General features: G+C 43.1%; 12 protein-coding genes. 1 reads left to right on the top strand and 11 read right to left on the bottom strand.

The window, feature by feature from the left end:
- The first annotated feature begins 2 nt into the window (after positions 1-2).
- Positions 3-1,685, top strand: coding sequence for a ribonuclease J1 (rnjA, locus tag H8S88_RS00200; RefSeq protein ID WP_006595536.1), 1,683 nt, complete (start codon positions 3-5; stop codon positions 1,683-1,685).
- Between the two features lie 97 nt (positions 1,686-1,782).
- Here the strand turns inward: rnjA and glnA are convergent, their stop codons facing one another.
- The 11 genes from glnA to purR form a co-directional block, all read right to left on the bottom strand.
- A complete protein-coding gene (gene glnA, locus H8S88_RS00195; protein WP_006595535.1) occupies positions 1,783-3,129 on the bottom strand; it encodes a type I glutamate--ammonia ligase in 1,347 nt (448 codons plus the stop codon).
- Between the two features lie 41 nt (positions 3,130-3,170).
- The gene (locus H8S88_RS00190; protein ID WP_061564425.1) at positions 3,171-3,536 is read right to left on the bottom strand and encodes a MerR family transcriptional regulator; all 366 of its coding nucleotides are present in this window, start codon (positions 3,534-3,536) and stop codon (positions 3,171-3,173) included.
- A 69-nt stretch (positions 3,537-3,605) separates the two neighbouring features.
- Complete coding sequence (locus H8S88_RS00185) at positions 3,606-4,139, bottom strand: FUSC family protein (protein WP_048789972.1); 534 nt, start codon at positions 4,137-4,139, stop codon at positions 3,606-3,608.
- Between the two features lie 146 nt (positions 4,140-4,285).
- Positions 4,286-5,485 (bottom strand): phosphoglycerate kinase, encoded by a 1,200-nt coding sequence (locus H8S88_RS00180; protein WP_125334983.1) that lies wholly within the window; start codon positions 5,483-5,485, stop codon positions 4,286-4,288.
- Between the two features lie 211 nt (positions 5,486-5,696).
- On the bottom strand, positions 5,697-10,517 hold the full coding sequence (locus tag H8S88_RS00175) for an endo-beta-N-acetylglucosaminidase (protein WP_236127804.1): 4,821 nt from the start codon (positions 10,515-10,517) through the stop codon (positions 5,697-5,699).
- 232 nt (positions 10,518-10,749) lie between these two features.
- The gene (gap, locus tag H8S88_RS00170) at positions 10,750-11,760 is read right to left on the bottom strand and encodes a type I glyceraldehyde-3-phosphate dehydrogenase (protein WP_006595530.1); all 1,011 of its coding nucleotides are present in this window, start codon (positions 11,758-11,760) and stop codon (positions 10,750-10,752) included.
- 254 nt (positions 11,761-12,014) lie between these two features.
- Complete coding sequence (gene fusA / locus H8S88_RS00165; RefSeq protein ID WP_048789970.1) at positions 12,015-14,096, bottom strand: elongation factor G; 2,082 nt, start codon at positions 14,094-14,096, stop codon at positions 12,015-12,017.
- A 261-nt stretch (positions 14,097-14,357) separates the two neighbouring features.
- Positions 14,358-14,828 (bottom strand): 30S ribosomal protein S7, encoded by a 471-nt coding sequence (rpsG, locus tag H8S88_RS00160; RefSeq protein WP_003003105.1) that lies wholly within the window; start codon positions 14,826-14,828, stop codon positions 14,358-14,360.
- Positions 14,829-14,847: 19 nt separating this feature from the next.
- On the bottom strand, positions 14,848-15,261 hold the full coding sequence (rpsL, locus tag H8S88_RS00155) for a 30S ribosomal protein S12 (protein WP_001142332.1): 414 nt from the start codon (positions 15,259-15,261) through the stop codon (positions 14,848-14,850).
- 216 nt (positions 15,262-15,477) lie between these two features.
- Positions 15,478-16,014 carry a hypothetical protein gene (locus tag H8S88_RS00150; protein WP_048789969.1) on the bottom strand — a complete coding sequence of 179 codons (537 nt, stop codon included), beginning with the start codon at positions 16,012-16,014 and terminating at the stop codon, positions 15,478-15,480.
- Between the two features lie 21 nt (positions 16,015-16,035).
- A complete protein-coding gene (gene purR, locus H8S88_RS00145; RefSeq protein ID WP_048690858.1) occupies positions 16,036-16,860 on the bottom strand; it encodes a pur operon repressor in 825 nt (274 codons plus the stop codon).
- Between the last annotated feature and the right edge of the window lie 39 nt (positions 16,861-16,899).

Genomic DNA, 16,899 nt, shown 5'->3' with positions numbered 1-16,899 from the left:
CCATGGCATATACCTTAAAACCTGAAGAAGTTGGTGTTTTCGCCATTGGAGGTCTCGGGGAAATCGGTAAAAATACCTATGGGATTGAATACCAAGACGAAATCATCATTGTGGATGCTGGGATCAAGTTCCCTGAAGATGATTTGTTAGGGATTGATTACGTGATTCCTGACTATTCCTATATCGTTGAAAATATCGACCGTGTCAAAGGGGTCTTGATTACTCACGGACACGAAGACCATATCGGAGGAATTCCCTTCCTCTTGAAACAAGCCAATGTGCCAATCTATGCTGGACCTTTGGCCCTAGCCCTAATTCGTGGAAAATTGGAAGAGCATGGTCTCCTTCGTGGTGCCAAACTCTATGAAATCAACCAAAATACAGAGTTGACCTTTAAGCATATTAAAGCGACCTTCTTCCGGACGACTCACTCTATTCCAGAACCTTTGGGGATTGTTCTTCATACGCCTCAAGGAAAAATCGTCTGCACGGGAGACTTTAAATTTGACTTTACACCTGTTGGTGAGCCGGCCGACCTTCACCGGATGGCTGCACTAGGAGAGGAAGGCGTCCTCTGTCTGCTTTCTGACTCAACCAACGCGGAAGTCCCAACCTTTACCAACTCTGAAAAAGTCGTTGGCCAATCCATTATGAAGATTATTGAAGGCATTCATGGACGCATCATCTTTGCTTCCTTTGCATCTAACATCTTCCGTCTCCAACAGGCTGCAGATGCCGCTGTCAAAACTGGCCGCAAGATTGTTGTCTTTGGACGCTCGATGGAAAAAGCCATTGTCAACGGAATTGAACTTGGCTATATCAAGGTACCGCCTGGCACCATTATTGAACCAAGTGAAATCAAAGACTACCCGGCAAATGAAATCCTCATTATGTGTACAGGTAGCCAAGGGGAGCCTATGGCGGCACTGTCTCGTATCGCTAACGGAACCCACCGCCAGGTGCAATTGCAACCGGGTGATACCGTTATCTTCTCATCTAGTCCAATTCCTGGGAATACAACTAGTGTGAATAAATTGATCAATATCATCTCGGAAGCAGGAGTCGATGTCATCCACGGTAAGATTAACAACATCCATACCTCTGGACACGGTGGCCAACAAGAACAAAAGCTCATGTTACGCTTGATCAAACCCAAATACTTCATGCCTGTCCACGGTGAGTACCGCATGCAGAAGATTCACGCTGGACTTGCGCGTGATTGTGGAGTAGAAAAAGATAACATCTTCATCATGAGCAACGGAGATGTTCTTGCCCTGACGGCTAACTCAGCTCGTATCGCAGGAAGCTTCAATGCTCAAGATATCTATGTCGACGGAAATCGCATCGGAGAAATCGGAGCGGCTGTCCTTCGTGACCGCAAAGATTTATCAGAAGATGGGGTTGTCCTAGCTGTTGCGACAGTTGACTTCAAGTCGAAAATGATTTTAGCTGGACCAGATATCCTCAGCCGTGGCTTCATCTATATGAGAGAGTCCGGTGACCTGATCCGTGAAAGTCAACGCATTCTCTTCAATGCTATTCGAATCGCTTTGAAGAACAAAGATGCCAATATTCAAACCGTACACGGTGCTATTGTCAACGCCCTTCGTCCTTTCCTTTACGAAAGCACGGAACGTGAACCTATCATCATCCCGATGATTTTGACACCAGATGAAGAAAATTAAGTAAAAAGAATGGATGAGACCTGTCGGTCCCATCCATTTTCTTTATATGAAAAATGAGCCAGGTCATCAAACCTAGCTCATTTTCGGATAAATTGGCTTAGTACAAGTCCAAGTAGTTATCAATTTCCCATTGTGAAACAAAGGTTGCGTAGCTTGCCCACTCGATGCGTTTGGCTTCCAAGAAGCTGGTATAGATATGTTCACCAAGAGCATCTTTAACAACTTCATCTTCAGTCAAGGCTTTCAAAGCATTGTGAAGGGTAGATGGGAGGTCAGTGATTCCAGCTTCTTTACGCTCTTCTGCAGTCATGATGTAGATGTTTTCTTCGATAGGAGCTGGTGCTTCGATTTTGTTTTCGATCCCGTGCAAACCAACTTCCAAAAGAACAGCCATAGCAATATAAGGGTTGGCCATTGGGTCTACTGAGCGCAACTCAAGGCGTGTTCCCATACCGCGTGAAGCTGGTACACGGACCAATGGTGAACGGTTGCGGCCAGCCCAAGCGATGTAAACAGGTGCTTCATAGCCTGGAACCAAACGTTTGTAGGAGTTAACGGTTGGGTTCATGATTGCTGTGTAGTTGTAGGCGTGCTTGATCAAACCGCCAAGGAAGTGATAAGCTGTTTCTGACAACTGCATTCCTTTTGGATCATTTGGATCAAAGAAGGCATTGTTTCCTTCCGCATCAAACAAGGACATATTGCAGTGCATACCAGAACCAGCGATCCCAAATTTCGGTTTAGCCATAAAGGTTGCATAGAGACCATGTTTACGGGCAATTGTTTTTACAACAAGTTTAAAGATTTGAATCTTATCACAAGCACGAAGAACTTCATCGTACTTAAAGTCAATTTCATGCTGACCTACGGCCACTTCGTGGTGACTGGCTTCTACTTCAAATCCCATTTGAGTCAAGACATTGACGATCTCACGGCGAGTGTTATCCGCAAGGTCTGTAGGCGCCAAGTCAAAATAGCCACCCTTGTCATTCACTTCAAGAGTTGGATCCCCATTTTCATCGAGCTTAAAGAGGAAGAACTCTGGCTCTGGTCCAAGGTTGAAAGATTTGAAGCCAACTTCTTCCATGTGACGAAGGGCACGTTTGAGGTTTCCACGTGGGTCTCCTGCAAAAGGTTCCCCTTCTGTTGTATAGACATCACAAATCAAGCCTGCGACACTACCGTTCTCATCTCCCCAAGGGAAAACCGTCCAAGAGTCCAAGTCTGGATAGAGATACATATCAGACTCATTAATCCGAACAAACCCCTCGATAGAAGATCCATCAAACATGGCCTTGTTTGAGAGAACCTTTTCCAACTGTTCATCTGTCGCTGGAATTTCAACATTTTTCATGGTCCCTAAGATATCTGAGAACATCAACCGAATAAAGGTTACATTTTTTTCTTTGACTTCGCGACGAATATCTTCAACAGTAATTGACATGTGTGTCTCCTTATGAGTATAGCATTAAGCAAAAAGAATGATCAGCGTAACTGACCATATGGCGATGAGGTCGTATGAAAGCGGCTTTGCTGGAGAATATCACGGTGAAGGGCCTTGCGGACATCCTTTTCACTGACAATCTTGGCAGCTTGACGTTGAGCTTCTTTCTCAGCAATCCGTTTTTTAATTCCTGCAATATTAAGGCCTTCAGACAAATAATCCTTAATCTCCAACAGGCGATCCATATCGTTGAGAGAAAACATCCGACGATTGCCCTCTGTACGAGCTGGAGTAATGAGTTGTTGATCTTCGTAGTAACGAATCTGACGAGCTGTTAAATCTGTCAATTTCATAACACTACCAATCGGAAAGACCGCTAATGTTCGTCTTAATTCCTTTTCTTTCATACAAGACCCCCTTTCTATTCTATTATAACGCAAAAAAAACCGATGTCAAGATTAAAATGTCATATAATCTCACATGGTTTTTTTTCTTTCATTTATAAAGTCCCGAATCCTATCCACATCTGAATTGACTAAAATCGCAACGAAGACTCCGATAAAGGTTTCAAAGATGCGGGCAAAAACATATAGGAACGTTTCTCCTGTCGGAATCGAGAGGGTGATGATGAGCATGGCTGAAACACCACCGATGATTCCAGCTTTGTTGTTCATAGCGACATTGGTCATAATGGTTAACATGGTCGCAATGGGCACAAAAATCAGGGTCACCCAAAAAGCATCGTGGAAGAGAATCTTGATCATAAAGAACAGCAGGGCATAAAAACCACCGATGCTGTTGCCCATCACGCGCGAAGCACCGAAGTGAACACTCTTATCAAAATCTTCTCTCAAACTAAAGACAGCTGTCAGCGCCCCAATCTGCAAGCCCCGCCAGCCAAAGATACCAAAAATCAATAGAACCAGAAAAACGGCTATCCCTGTTTTGAAGGTTCGCATTCCTAATCGAAATTTGGAACGGTCAAATTTATGTCGTTTAAAGTAATCCATTGTCCCCTATCTTTCTATCTCTTTTATTCTAACATATTTCTAGAAAGGTTCAAGCGGGGAAATGAAGATCGACTAGCTTCCTTCTACTCACATCCAATAGAAGAAGCACCTTTCGGTGCTTCTTCTATGGTTCATGAGAAACCGTCTTATTTTTCAGTTAATGCTGCAAGTCCTGGAAGAACTTTACCTTCAAGAAGTTCCATTGATGCTCCACCACCAGTAGAGATCCATGAGAACTTGTCTGCGCGACCAAGGTTGATAGCTGCAGCAGCTGAGTCACCACCACCGATGATTGATTTAACGCCTGGTTGTTTCACGATAGCGTCCATCACACCGATTGTACCAGCTTGGAAGTCAGGGTTTTCAAATACACCCATAGGTCCGTTCCATACAACTGTTTTCGCACCAGTCAAAGCTTCGTCAAATTTAGCGATAGATTTAGGACCGATATCTAAACCAAGGAATCCTGGGTCTACTGCTTCACCTTCAGTGTCTTTCACTTCAGTGTAGTCAGCAAATGCATTTGCTTCTTTTGAGTCAACTGGCAAGATCAATTTGCCGTTTGCTTTTTCAAGAAGAGATTTAGCAACATCCAATTTGTCTTCTTCTACAAGTGAGTTACCGATTTCGATACCTTGTGCTTTGTAGAATGTGTAAGTCATACCACCACCGATAAGAACTTTATCAGCTTTTTCAAGCAAGTTTTCGATAACACCAATCTTGTCTGAAACTTTTGAACCACCAAGGATAGCCACGAATGGACGTTCTGGAGCTTCAACAGCTTCTTGGATGTAGGCAATTTCGTTTTCAAGAAGGAATCCAGCAACTGCTTTTTCAACGTTTGCTGAGATACCAACGTTAGATGCGTGTGCACGGTGAGCTGTACCGAATGCATCGTTTACGAAGATACCATCTCCAAGTGATGCCCAGTATTTACCAAGTTCAGGATCGTTTTTAGATTCTTTCTTGCCGTCAACATCTTCGAAACGAGTGTTTTCAACCAAGAGAACTTGTCCATCTTCAAGAGCGTTAACAGCTGCTTCCAATTCAGCACCACGTGTAACACCTGGGATAAATTTCACTTCTTGACCCAATTTAGCAGCCAAGTCAGCCGCTACAGGAGCAAGTGATTTACCTTCTTTGTCTGCTTCTTCTTTCACACGTCCAAGGTGAGAGAAGAGGATTGCACGTCCACCTTGTTCAAGGATGTACTTGATTGTTGGAAGAGCAGCAGTGATACGGTTGTCGTTAGTGATCACGCCATCTTTTACAGGTACGTTGAAGTCAACACGAACGAGAACTTTTTTCCCTTTCAAGTCAACGTCTTTAACAGTCAATTTTGCCATTGGATATGACTCCTTCTATTTTTAATACATGATAATTATATCACAAAAGCTGTAAAAGAGGTAGAAAAATAGTGGATTTCTACCTCTTATTAGCAAGTCTGGAGTCCTGCTCCTCGATTAGAATCCGCATCATAAAACCTCCCTTGTTTTTTACAAAGGAGGTTTACGATTCATCATGACCTTTTCAGTCAGTATCAAAACGCTTAAAAAGTTACTCTTCTTTCTTCTTGCCAGCTAAGAGGAAGCCACCAAGCGCTGCTAGGAGAACAGCTTCTGCTGCAAACGTAGCCTCTAAACTTGCCGTTGTTGGCAATTCCTTGTCAGTATCTTTGTTAGCTTGATCTTGTTGAGAAGTTCCTTCTTTAGATGGTGTTAAATAGCGATTCAAAACTTGTTGAACTCGTTGATCCAGAAGGTCTGATCCGTTTTCCTTTTGATTCAATGGATCAGTTGGTTTCGTCGGATTCACTTGTTCTGGTGTCGGTTGATTGCCATCCGGTTGTTCTGGTTTTGTTGGATTCTCCGGCTGAATTGGTTGATCTGGTATCGCTGGTTGATCTGGTGTCGCTGGTTGATCCGGTTTAGTAGGCTCCTCTGGTTGAACAGGCTGATCAGGTTTAGCAGGTTCTTCTGGTTGGATCGGTTGATCTGGTCCTTCCGTTTTTGCTGACTTATAGACAATCGCATAGTGGGTAAAGTGAGGAGCTGTAAAGATAACGGTATCTCCTTCTCGCTCAAAGGCTAAGGATTGAGGTGCTTGACCTTCTGGGAAGAAGAGAACTTGCTCCACTTCTTTATCCTTATCCACAGGGATTTTCACAAGAGATGGATGCTGGGTATCGACATCCTGACCACTTGCATCGACTCCTTCGATATCAAAGATAGTCGCTCCTCGTCCCTTCAGCTCTTCTTTTTCTGCCTGATTGTCTTCAACTTTCGCGACTTTTAGTCCCTTAATAGCAGTAGGCTCCAAGTTAGAGAATTGAACTTCGACTCCAGTCACAGGGTCTACAAAGACCGCTGGCTTATCTTCTTTCAGGAGCGCAATCAAAGTTTCTAGACCTGTTTTTGCGGTTGCAAGCGCTTCAGGAGTGAGCTCTGAAGAGTCTAGGAGTTCTTTATTTTTCTCAACCAGTGCCTGTAAAGCGTCACCAGAAGGGTGGTTTGGCTTACTTGCTAATAGAGCGGTCGCTTCCTCTGTCAGAGCAGAAAGAGCTTCTTTCTCTTTGACTAGATTAGCTTGTCCATCCAAGGCTTTCAAGAGAGCGGTCAATTGGTTCAACTGCTCATTGACTTGATCTTGTGTACTGGTATCATGCTCTTTCAAGACTTTTTCAGAAGCAGCCATTCCAGCTAGCAAAGCTTCTTTGACTTCAGGACTGGCAAATGTAAAGTCTACTTTGGCTTTTGCAGCTTCAGCTTCAGCCAATTTTTGCTTGAGGTATTCATCGTTGAGAGCTGGTTTTGGATTGACGAGGACATCAAAGCTTGTGCTAGCTCCTTTGTAATGGATAGTGATGGTTTGACGGCCTTCCTTGCTCGCATCAAAGCCAGTTACTTCAACCCCTTCATCGGTCAAGGCGTGCGTTTCAGTTGTTTCATCATCAAAGACAACTGTAAAGCGTCCGCCTTCTTTTTCCAATGCTTCTCCGACGATATATTCTACTTTTGGTTTGTCGATCAATTCTAGACCAGCAACTGTTTTTTCACCTGCTTCCTCTGCACTGACCACAAAAACAGTGAGAGTCTTATCCAATTTCTGACCAAGGTAAGAAACTTCTAGGTGTTGTTCTCCAAGCTTGCTACTGTCAAATCCATGAATCTCTACACCTGAGTTGGTGAGGTTGACCAGTTGATCTGCTTGGCCATCTTTATAATGAACACGGAGTGTTGCTCCTTTCAAGGAAAGAGCATCCCCTTCCCGGTAAACCTTCTTGGTCAAACCTTCTTCAAATTGAAGTCCCGCAATTTCTTTATCATTTTTTGGAACTTCGATCGCTAGAACATTACTGATATCTTTGCCAGGTTCTTGCGCACGATAGTAGAGAAGAGATGGGGTTGATTCAAAAGCCAGTGGTTTAAAGATCAGATTTCCAGCTTGATTGGCTGTCATGGTCGCAATTGGGCTAGTCGCTTCTTTATCGGCATAAAGAGTCAGTGTGGTATTGGCCGGAACATCTTTGAAGCCGACTTGGACAAAATGATTGCCTAAGTTTTGCGCTGCAGCATGTTTCATCGGGATGTTGACCGTTTCCGTATCCAGACTTTCATACATCTTCCAGTTGTAAATCCGGATGGCTTGCCATGGAGTTCCGTTATCTGCTGTAATGACATGGAGACGCCATTCTTGAGCCTTGATTGGATGGTCGAGTGTAATGTCGGACACATGGGCTTTATTGCCACGAACTTCCTTAGCAAGCTTCCATTCACCCGCTTCATCCTTGTAGTAAAGGTCGAAGTCACGGGTATTCATCTTGCCATCGTCGACAGATTCTCCACCCGCACCGGCATGGTCCATGACCCATCGAACAATGGTCCGTGGTTGTGTCAAGCGAATATCGACGGTTCCACTCAATTGAGCAGAGGACCATTTATCTGACAGACTTGTAATGGTACCATTTAACATCCCCTCGATGCCTTCACTACCATCCGCGTCTGGGAAGCTCGAACCAATGACTTTGGCTCCGATGACCACGTTTGGTGCTAGGGCTTTTGGAAGACTGGTATCTGACACTGTCATACCCCAATCAAAGGCTACAGTTCCTGCATCTGAACGTTGGCCGTTCTTCCCAACTGCAACGACCTTGAGGTCCTGAGTCGTTCCTTCAGCACTTGCTGAACGGCTAACTTTTGGTAGATAGACGGTTGTCGCAGAAGACCCTGTTAAGAGACGCCAGTTATCGCCATCTTTTTCATAGACTTCATAATAATCTGCGTCCGCTACCCCTTTAAAATTGAGGACTACTTCTGCTTCTTGCGCATTTTGTAGGCGTTTGCCCTGCACAGTTACTTCAGAAGGAGCAGCTGGTTTTTCTTGGTTCGACGTAATCGACAATTGACCGAGGTTGAACTTGTAATCTTTGACATCTGTATCATGGTCAAAGAACATCTTAACAGCATAAATGGTCTTGCCAGCCAGGTCTCCCAAATCGAAGGTTTGAGTTGACCAATCTGCGCTTGGCGTCAATTCTTTCCATACATATTCGGAGTAGTCTTCTTTTGTAGCAACAGCTATCCAAGCAGCTGCACCGACCCCACCCTTGTGAGAGACGCTCAACTTGGTCGTTTCTGTCACGGGGATCTTGGTCGAATAGAGCATAACATTTTGACTGCTATTGGCTTTCAGATCGCCTTCAAAGGCTAGAGAGTTCCCTCCATTGTAGGCTTGATCAAAATCATAACGCCCTTTCAATGGCGTACTATCTTCACTATGTTCTACCCACCAACGCCATGTTGGAAGGTAGCCAGAGACGGATCGGTAATTCCACTCCCCTTCTTTAGAAATCTTGCCATCCACAAACCAATGTTTGCCGTGACCAGTATTGAAGGAAGTATTAAAATCAGCATTTGTGATTGGGGTTTTGTCCACAACCAAATTAGACATTCCATACCAAGATTGGTCTGCTGGTTTTCCTTTGGTTGGATCTCCTTGGAATCCAGTCCAGAATAAATCTTCATGGGTATGGTAACCTTCTCCCGTCTTTCCTAGACCTGTAATGGTATCAGGTGCATAGAGACCAAGAGATAGACGCAACTTGCCATGCTCATCTAAAATCGCATTCCAGTCTACATTGGTCTTATAAGAACCTCCTTTTTGAAGTTCCAGTCCTGCTAAAACATCATAAGGATTGCGGTTAATCCATTTGGCTGTACTAATCGAATAATCAACTTCTGATTTGCCCCAGTTAAAGTTGGCAAAGAAGGTATCAACTGGATTTTCGCCATTTTCAGGCTGCATGAAATTGTAGTTGTATTCACCCAGTGCATTTTCATGGTAGCGACCATATTCATAGGTCATGGCATCATACCAAGAGTACTTGATCGGATAGTTGACGCTCTTCGCATATTCCTTGGTATAAAGAAGGAAATCTCTTAATTTTGGCCCCAAAGGCTCTACTAAGTTCCCTGTTGTTTCTTGGTTGATAAAGTAGCCATCAAAACCATAGTACTTGGCTAGATCAACCAATTTCCGAGCAATCGGGAAGGTTTTTGAGCCTTCACTATCTTCTTTCAAGGTTTCTGCAAAGCGCTCTTGATCCTTAATGCTACTAGACCAGTTGTAGAAGAGAGTTCCGTAGATGGGAACCCCATTTCGGTGAGCCGCATCAATCACATCTGCTGAAGGGACAAGTCCTTCCCAAAAGACCATAGAATCCAAATATTGCCAGTAGTCAAAAGCATAGGCCTTAAACTCTTCCCCACCGACTGAAGCATGATCCTTAGCCTTTGAGTTCATGTTAGAAAGGGCTTGGATCTTTGCTTCTGGGTTGGCTTGCTCGTTGATTTGCTTCCCTTGAAAACGGCTAGCAAGGGGAACACTTGCTCGGTTCAAATCATCATCTACTCGTTTACCAGGTTCCCATTTCAACAAATCATCCCAAGTATCAAATTTGACCTCTTTTGGTCTTAATTGTTTTTCTTCATTGGTTGGTAAATCTTCCACTTTTTCTGCAGCTACTTTTGGTTGTTCCGTCGCTGAAACAGCTGGAGTATCTGTCGTCGTCGGACTAGCTTCTGGAGTTGCAGGACTAGCCTCTGTCGTAGCTGGAGTTGCCTCCTCAACTGGTTTTGCTGTTTCTCCAGTTGGCAAAGCAGCATCTGCAGTGTAGACTCCCGCTTCTCTGATCAAACGATTGACATCTTCCGTATTTGCTGTGGAAGCTTCTAAGGGTTGTTCTTTAGTCGCATGCGTCTCATCTGCTGAGACTGCCCCCGTTCCTAAAAATGCCAATCCAATCAATGCAGAACAAACTCCTACACTGAATTTTCGGATACTAAAACGTTGTTGTTTTTCAAATTGATGACCTTTCATCTTGACCTCCTCAAATGGATTTTTTCTTTTTCTTGAGCGATTTCCATTGGCTCCTTCCTCTACGACTTGTAATCGCTTTCATTTCTTTGTATTAGAAATCTCCAATCAAGAATAGGATACCGAATCCAGTTAACACTGTCAATCCATTTTGGCAAGTCCTATAATATGATGAGGAAGGTCTAAAAAAAGTACAAAAAAGAGGAGGTTACCCTCCTCTCATCATACAGATGAATTATTTAGCAATTTTTGCGAAGTATTCAAGAGTACGAACAAGTTGTGCAGTGTAAGACATTTCGTTGTCATACCATGAAACAACTTTAACCAATTGTTTACCGTCAACGTCAAGAACTTTAGTTTGAGTTGCGTCAAACAATGAACCGTAAGCCATACCTACGATATCTGAAGATACGATTGGATCTTCTGTGTAACCGTATGATTCGTTAGCTGCTGCTTTCATAGCTGCATTTACTTCATCAACAGTAACGTTCTTTTCAAGAACTGCAACCAATTCAGTAACTGATCCAGTTGGAGTTGGAACGCGTTGTGCAGATCCGTCCAATTTACCGTTCAATTCTGGGATTACAAGACCGATAGCTTTAGCAGCACCAGTTGAGTTAGGAACGATGTTAGCTGCACCAGCGCGAGCACGACGAAGGTCACCACCACGGTGTGGTCCGTCAAGGATCATTTGGTCACCAGTGTAAGCGTGGATAGTAGTCATCAATCCTTCTACAACACCGAAGTTATCTTGAAGAGCTTTAGCCATTGGAGCCAAGCAGTTTGTAGTACATGAAGCACCAGAGATAACTGTTTCAGTACCATCAAGAATGTCGTGGTTAGTGTTAAATACAACTGTTTTAACGTCATTTCCACCAGGAGCAGTGATAACAACTTTCTTAGCTCCACCTGGGTGCAAGTGTTTTTCAGCAGCTTCTTTCTTAGCAAAGAAACCAGTTGCTTCAAGAACGATTTCTACACCGTCGTTAGCCCAGTCGATTTGTTCTGGATCACGTTCAGCAGAAACTTTAACGAATTTACCGTTAACTTCGAATCCACCTTCTTTAACTTCCACAGTACCATCGAAACGACCTTGAGTTGTGTCATATTTCAACAAGTGTGCAAGCATAACTGGATCTGTAAGGTCGTTGATGCGAGTAACTTCAACACCTTCTACGTTTTGGATACGACGGAAAGCAAGACGACCGATACGACCGAAACCGTTAATACCAACTTTAACTACCATTCGTGATTTCCTCCTTATGAAAATCAAAAAATTTTTTATGTGAAAAGAGTAACTTGATAGGTTACAAATCATCTTTCAACAATATTATTATATACTTTCTTCCCCTAAAATGCAACTGATTTCATTAGGATTAGAAATATTACACAAACTTTCATATTCATTTTCACTATCTCTTATGAGGAAGAGGTCTAAAGCTCTTTTCGAATCAAAAAAGCTTTCCTCATAGGAGGAAAGCTTTTAGCTAGACGGTAAAATTATGCTTCACCTTTAGCTTTTTTAATGATTTCTTCTTGTACTGATCTCGGTACATCTTCGTAGTGGTCAAATACCATCATGAAAGTACCACGTCCTTGAGTTGCAGAACGAAGGACAGTAGCGTAACCGAACATTTCAGCAAGTGGTACATAAGCACGAACGATTTGGCTTGCACCGTGTGCTTCCATACCATCTACACGTCCACGACGAGCAGTTACGTGACCCATAACATCCCCAAGGTTTTCTTCAGGAACTGTGATAGTTACAAGCATCATTGGTTCAAGAATAGCTGGTTGTGCTGATTTAGCTGCTTCTTTAAGAGCAAGAGATGCAGCGATCTTGAAGGCAGTTTCAGATGAGTCGACATCATGGTATGATCCATCGTAAAGCTTCGCTTTTACGTCAACCATTGGGTAGCCAGCAAGTACACCGTTAGCCATAGATTCTTGAAGTCCTTTTTCTACTGCAGGGATGAATTCACGTGGAACCACACCACCGACGATCGCATTTTCGAACTCGAATCCTTTACCTTCTTCGTTTGGAGTAAATTCGATCCAAACATCACCAAACTGACCTTTACCACCAGATTGACGTTTGAAGAATCCACGTGCTTGTGTAGAAGCGCGGAATGTTTCACGGTAAGATACTTGAGGAGCACCAACGTTTGCTTCAACCTTGAATTCACGTTTCATACGGTCAACAAGGACATCCAAGTGCAACTCACCCATACCAGAGATAACTGTTTCACCAGTTTCAGGGTTTGTTTCAACGCGGAATGTTGGATCTTCTTCAGCCAATTTTTGAAGGGCAATACCCATCTTATCTTGGTCTGCTTTAGATTTTGGCTCAACCATCAATTGGATAACTGGTTCTGGAACTTCGATTGACTCAAGGATAACTTTTGCTTTCTCATCAGTCAATGAGTCACCAGTTGTTGTATCTTTCAAACCAACAGCAGCTGCGATATCTCCAGAGTAAACTGTTTCGATTTCCATACGAGTGTTGGCGTGCATTTGAAGGATACGTCCGATACGTTCACGTTTACCTTTAGATGTGTTCAATACGTAAGATCCAGAGTTCAAGACACCTGAGTACACACGGAAGAATGTCAAACGACCTACGAATGGGTCAGTCATGATCTTGAAGGCAAGCGCAGCAAATGGTGCTTCATCAGATGCTGGACGTTCTTCTTGTTCGTCTGTATCTGGGTTGATACCTTTAATCGCTGGGATATCAAGTGGGCTTGGAAGGTAGTCAAGGACTGCATCCAACATCAATTGAACCCCTTTGTTCTTGAAGGCAGAACCACACAATACTGGGAAGAATTCAACATTGATAGTTGCTTTACGGATAGCAGCTTTCAATTCTTCGTTAGTGATTTCTTCACCTTCAAGGTATTTCATCATCAAGTCTTCATCAGTTTCAGCAACTGCTTCAACCAATTTTTCACGGTATTCTTGAGCTTGGTCAAGGTATTCAGCTGGGATATCTTCTTCAAGAATGTCTGTACCAAGGTCGTTGGTGTAGATTTCAGCTTTCATCTTGATCAAGTCGATGATTCCACGGAAGTCATCTTCTGAACCGATTGGCAATTGAATTGGGTGTGCGTTTGCTTGAAGACGATCATGAAGCGTGCTTACTGAGTAAAGGAAGTCAGCACCGATTTTATCCATCTTGTTCGCAAATACGATACGAGGAACACGGTATTCAGTCGCTTGACGCCAAACTGTTTCTGTTTGAGGCTCAACACCTGATTGTGAGTCAAGAACCGTTACAGCACCGTCCAAAACGCGGAGTGAACGTTGTACTTCGATCGTGAAGTCCACGTGTCCTGGTGTGTCGATGATGTTAACACGAGTGTCTTTCCATTGAGCGGTTGTCGCAGCAGATGTGATGGTGATACCACGTTCTTGCTCTTGCTCCATCCAGTCCATTTGTGACGCACCTTCGTGAGTTTCACCGATTTTGTGAATCTTACCAGTGTAGTAAAGGATACGCTCAGTTGTAGTTGTTTTACCAGCATCGACGTGGGCCATGATACCGATATTACGAGTTTTTTCAAGTGAAAATTCGCGTGCCATGAGGTTTTGTTCTCCTATATTTTTTATTTCTATACTATTATAACATGATTTAACAAAAACGGATAGGCAGGACCTACCCGTTCTCATTGTTTATTCTGTTTGGTTTAGCTGATTTGAGCTCAATTGAACCCAGGCTAAAGTTAGTTAATTTGAGCCGGAACGGGATGCTGTATGAATAAGATAAACTTCCTTGTATTCATCGAATACTGCGTCAGTTTCCTATTTTCACTTTGCATCCTTTCCGTTCCTAGCATCATGATCTTACCAGCGGAAGTGTGCGAAGGCACGGTTAGCTTCAGCCATACGGTGAGTGTCTTCACGTTTCTTAACTGCTGCACCAGTGTTGTTTGCAGCATCCAAGATTTCTTTAGCAAGGCGGTCAACCATTGTGTGCTCACCACGTTGACGAGCGATGGTTACCAACCAACGAAGTCCAAGTGTTGTACGACGTTCTGGACGAACTTCAACTGGGACTTGGTAGTTAGATCCACCAACACGACGTGCACGTACTTCAAGTACAGGCATGATGTTTTCCATTGCTGTTTCAAATACTTCAAGCGCGTCATTTCCAGTAGCTTCTTTGATTTGCTCAAAAGCACCGTAAACGATTGAAGCTGCTGTACCACGTTTACCATCAAGCATAACGCGGTTGATAAGACGAGTAACTAGTTGTGAATTGTAAAGCGGATCTGGCAATACATCGCGCTTTGGAGCTCTATTTTTACGACTCATTTCTCTTTATCCCCTTTCCTTATGCTTTTGGACGTTTAGTACCGTATTTAGAACGGCCTTGTTTACGATCGTTAACACCTGCAGTATCAAGTGCACCACGGACGATATGGTAACGTACCCCTGGAAGGTCTTTTACACGTCCACCGCGAAGAAGCACCACGCTGTGCTCTTGCAAGTTGTGTCCGATACCTGGGATGTAGGCAGTAACTTCGATCAAGTTGCTCAAACGTACACGAGCGAATTTACGAAGGGCAGAGTTCGGTTTTTTAGGTGTCATTGTTCCAACACGAGTTGCAACACCACGTTTTTGTGGTGAAGAAACGTTTGTTTGAACTTTTTTATGACTGTTGTAACCAACGTTCAAAGCTGGTGATTTAGATTTTTCTACTTTTGATTTACGCGGTTTGCGAACCAATTGGTTAATTGTAGGCATCTACATTCTCCTGTATTTTTTTATTTTTGGTGATGATACACTTGGTGACAGCTACCATCTATGTGTACTTTTGCAACATTTGTCAGCACGTCCCTGTACACTCTTGAGAGACCAAAAGTAAAAAGTACCGTCTATTATTGTAACATAGCGGCACTTTCACTGTCAAGATTTTTTTCTCTTTTTTGCACGATTGCTTCTTCTTAAAATCGCGCTAGATTATTGTTCAGATTGTTGCGTTACAGCTGGTGTGTTAGCATTCGAAACCTGAGGAACCTCATTGGACTGATACTGAGGGACTTCTGCTGGAACGACTTGCTGAGGTTGACCTGTTTGGCTAGCTTGATTCGTATCAGTTGATTGAGTATTCTGGTTGGTTTGCATTCCGTAATAGTCTACAATGTACTGAATACGAGCTTGAAAGGCCTGTTTTTTGGTTTCGTCCTTCACTTTTTCTACGGCCCCTTTGGCAGCGGTTAAGGTTTCTTGAGTTGCAGTCGTTTCAAAATGAGCAACTGCTTTTTCAGCCGCTTCAGCGATTTTCGCTTCCTCTTCTTCTTTGGCTTTTTTAGGATCTTTCTTCTTAATAGGAAGAGAACCTGTTTTTTTGGTTTCTCGCTTCACTACTGTAACTTGGTCTGCAGAATTTTTACGAACCGTATAAAGCCCACCGACAAGAACTCCTGTCAAGATGAATATCGTTGCCAATCGAAGCCATAGGGGACTACGATCAAAACGGTCTAAAATTGTTTTCATTTTCCTTTCTCCCTCTCCAGCTTAGTCCTTATCAAAAATATTTCCGATTTCTACATCAATTTTATTTTCTGCTACATCAATATTGGTCACACGTAGAAGTGACTTGTGATCAAATAAATCTTTACTTCTAGCCGAAGCATTGTCCGCAAAAATAGCAACTCCTGCCAACTCTGAATCGAACTCAGCTAAGAGGCTAACCATCCCACTGATAGTTCCCCCTCCTTTAAGGAAGTCATCGACAATCAGAACACGGCTTCCAGCTTTCAAACTACGTTTAGATAGGAACATTTTCTCAATCCGATCGCCACTGGAACCAGATACGTAGTTGACACTGACCGTTGAGCCTTCTGTAATTTTCAAATCGCGTCGTACAATGACAAAAGGAACATTTAAGACATTCGCTACCGCGTTTGCTAATGGAACACCCTTAGTGGCCACCGTCATGACTGCATCGATTTTTTGATCTCGGAAGGCCTTGGCAATAATGCGTCCGATATTATTTAAGATTTTTGGATCACTTAGCAAATCCGAAAGGTAGATATACCCACCTGGTAAAATCCGGTTACTTTCTGACAATTGATTGCACAAATTTTGGACAATTTCTTTTGAATCTGCATCCGAAATCGATGGTGTAAAGATGACCCCTCCACCTGCACCAGTAAGAGTTTCAATGCTTCCAATTTCCATTTCTTCAAAGGCCCGTTTAATAATGACAATGTCCTCAGAAATAGATGATTTGGCAGATTCGTATTTTTCGGCAAATGTATTTAAACTCGTCAATTCGTAGGGATGATTAATCAAGTAATTCGAGATCACAACCATCCGCTCACTTCTTCTTAGCTTCATTTTCTCTCCACATAGTTTTTTTATTGTATTATACCATAT

The sequence above is a fragment of the Streptococcus sp. GS001 genome, assembly GCF_021595565.1.
GTDB classification, from domain to species: Bacteria; Bacillota; Bacilli; order Lactobacillales; family Streptococcaceae; genus Streptococcus; species Streptococcus xiaochunlingii.
The sequence above is the reverse complement of the archived record's forward strand: the minus strand, read 5'-3'. Positions and strand labels throughout refer to the sequence as shown.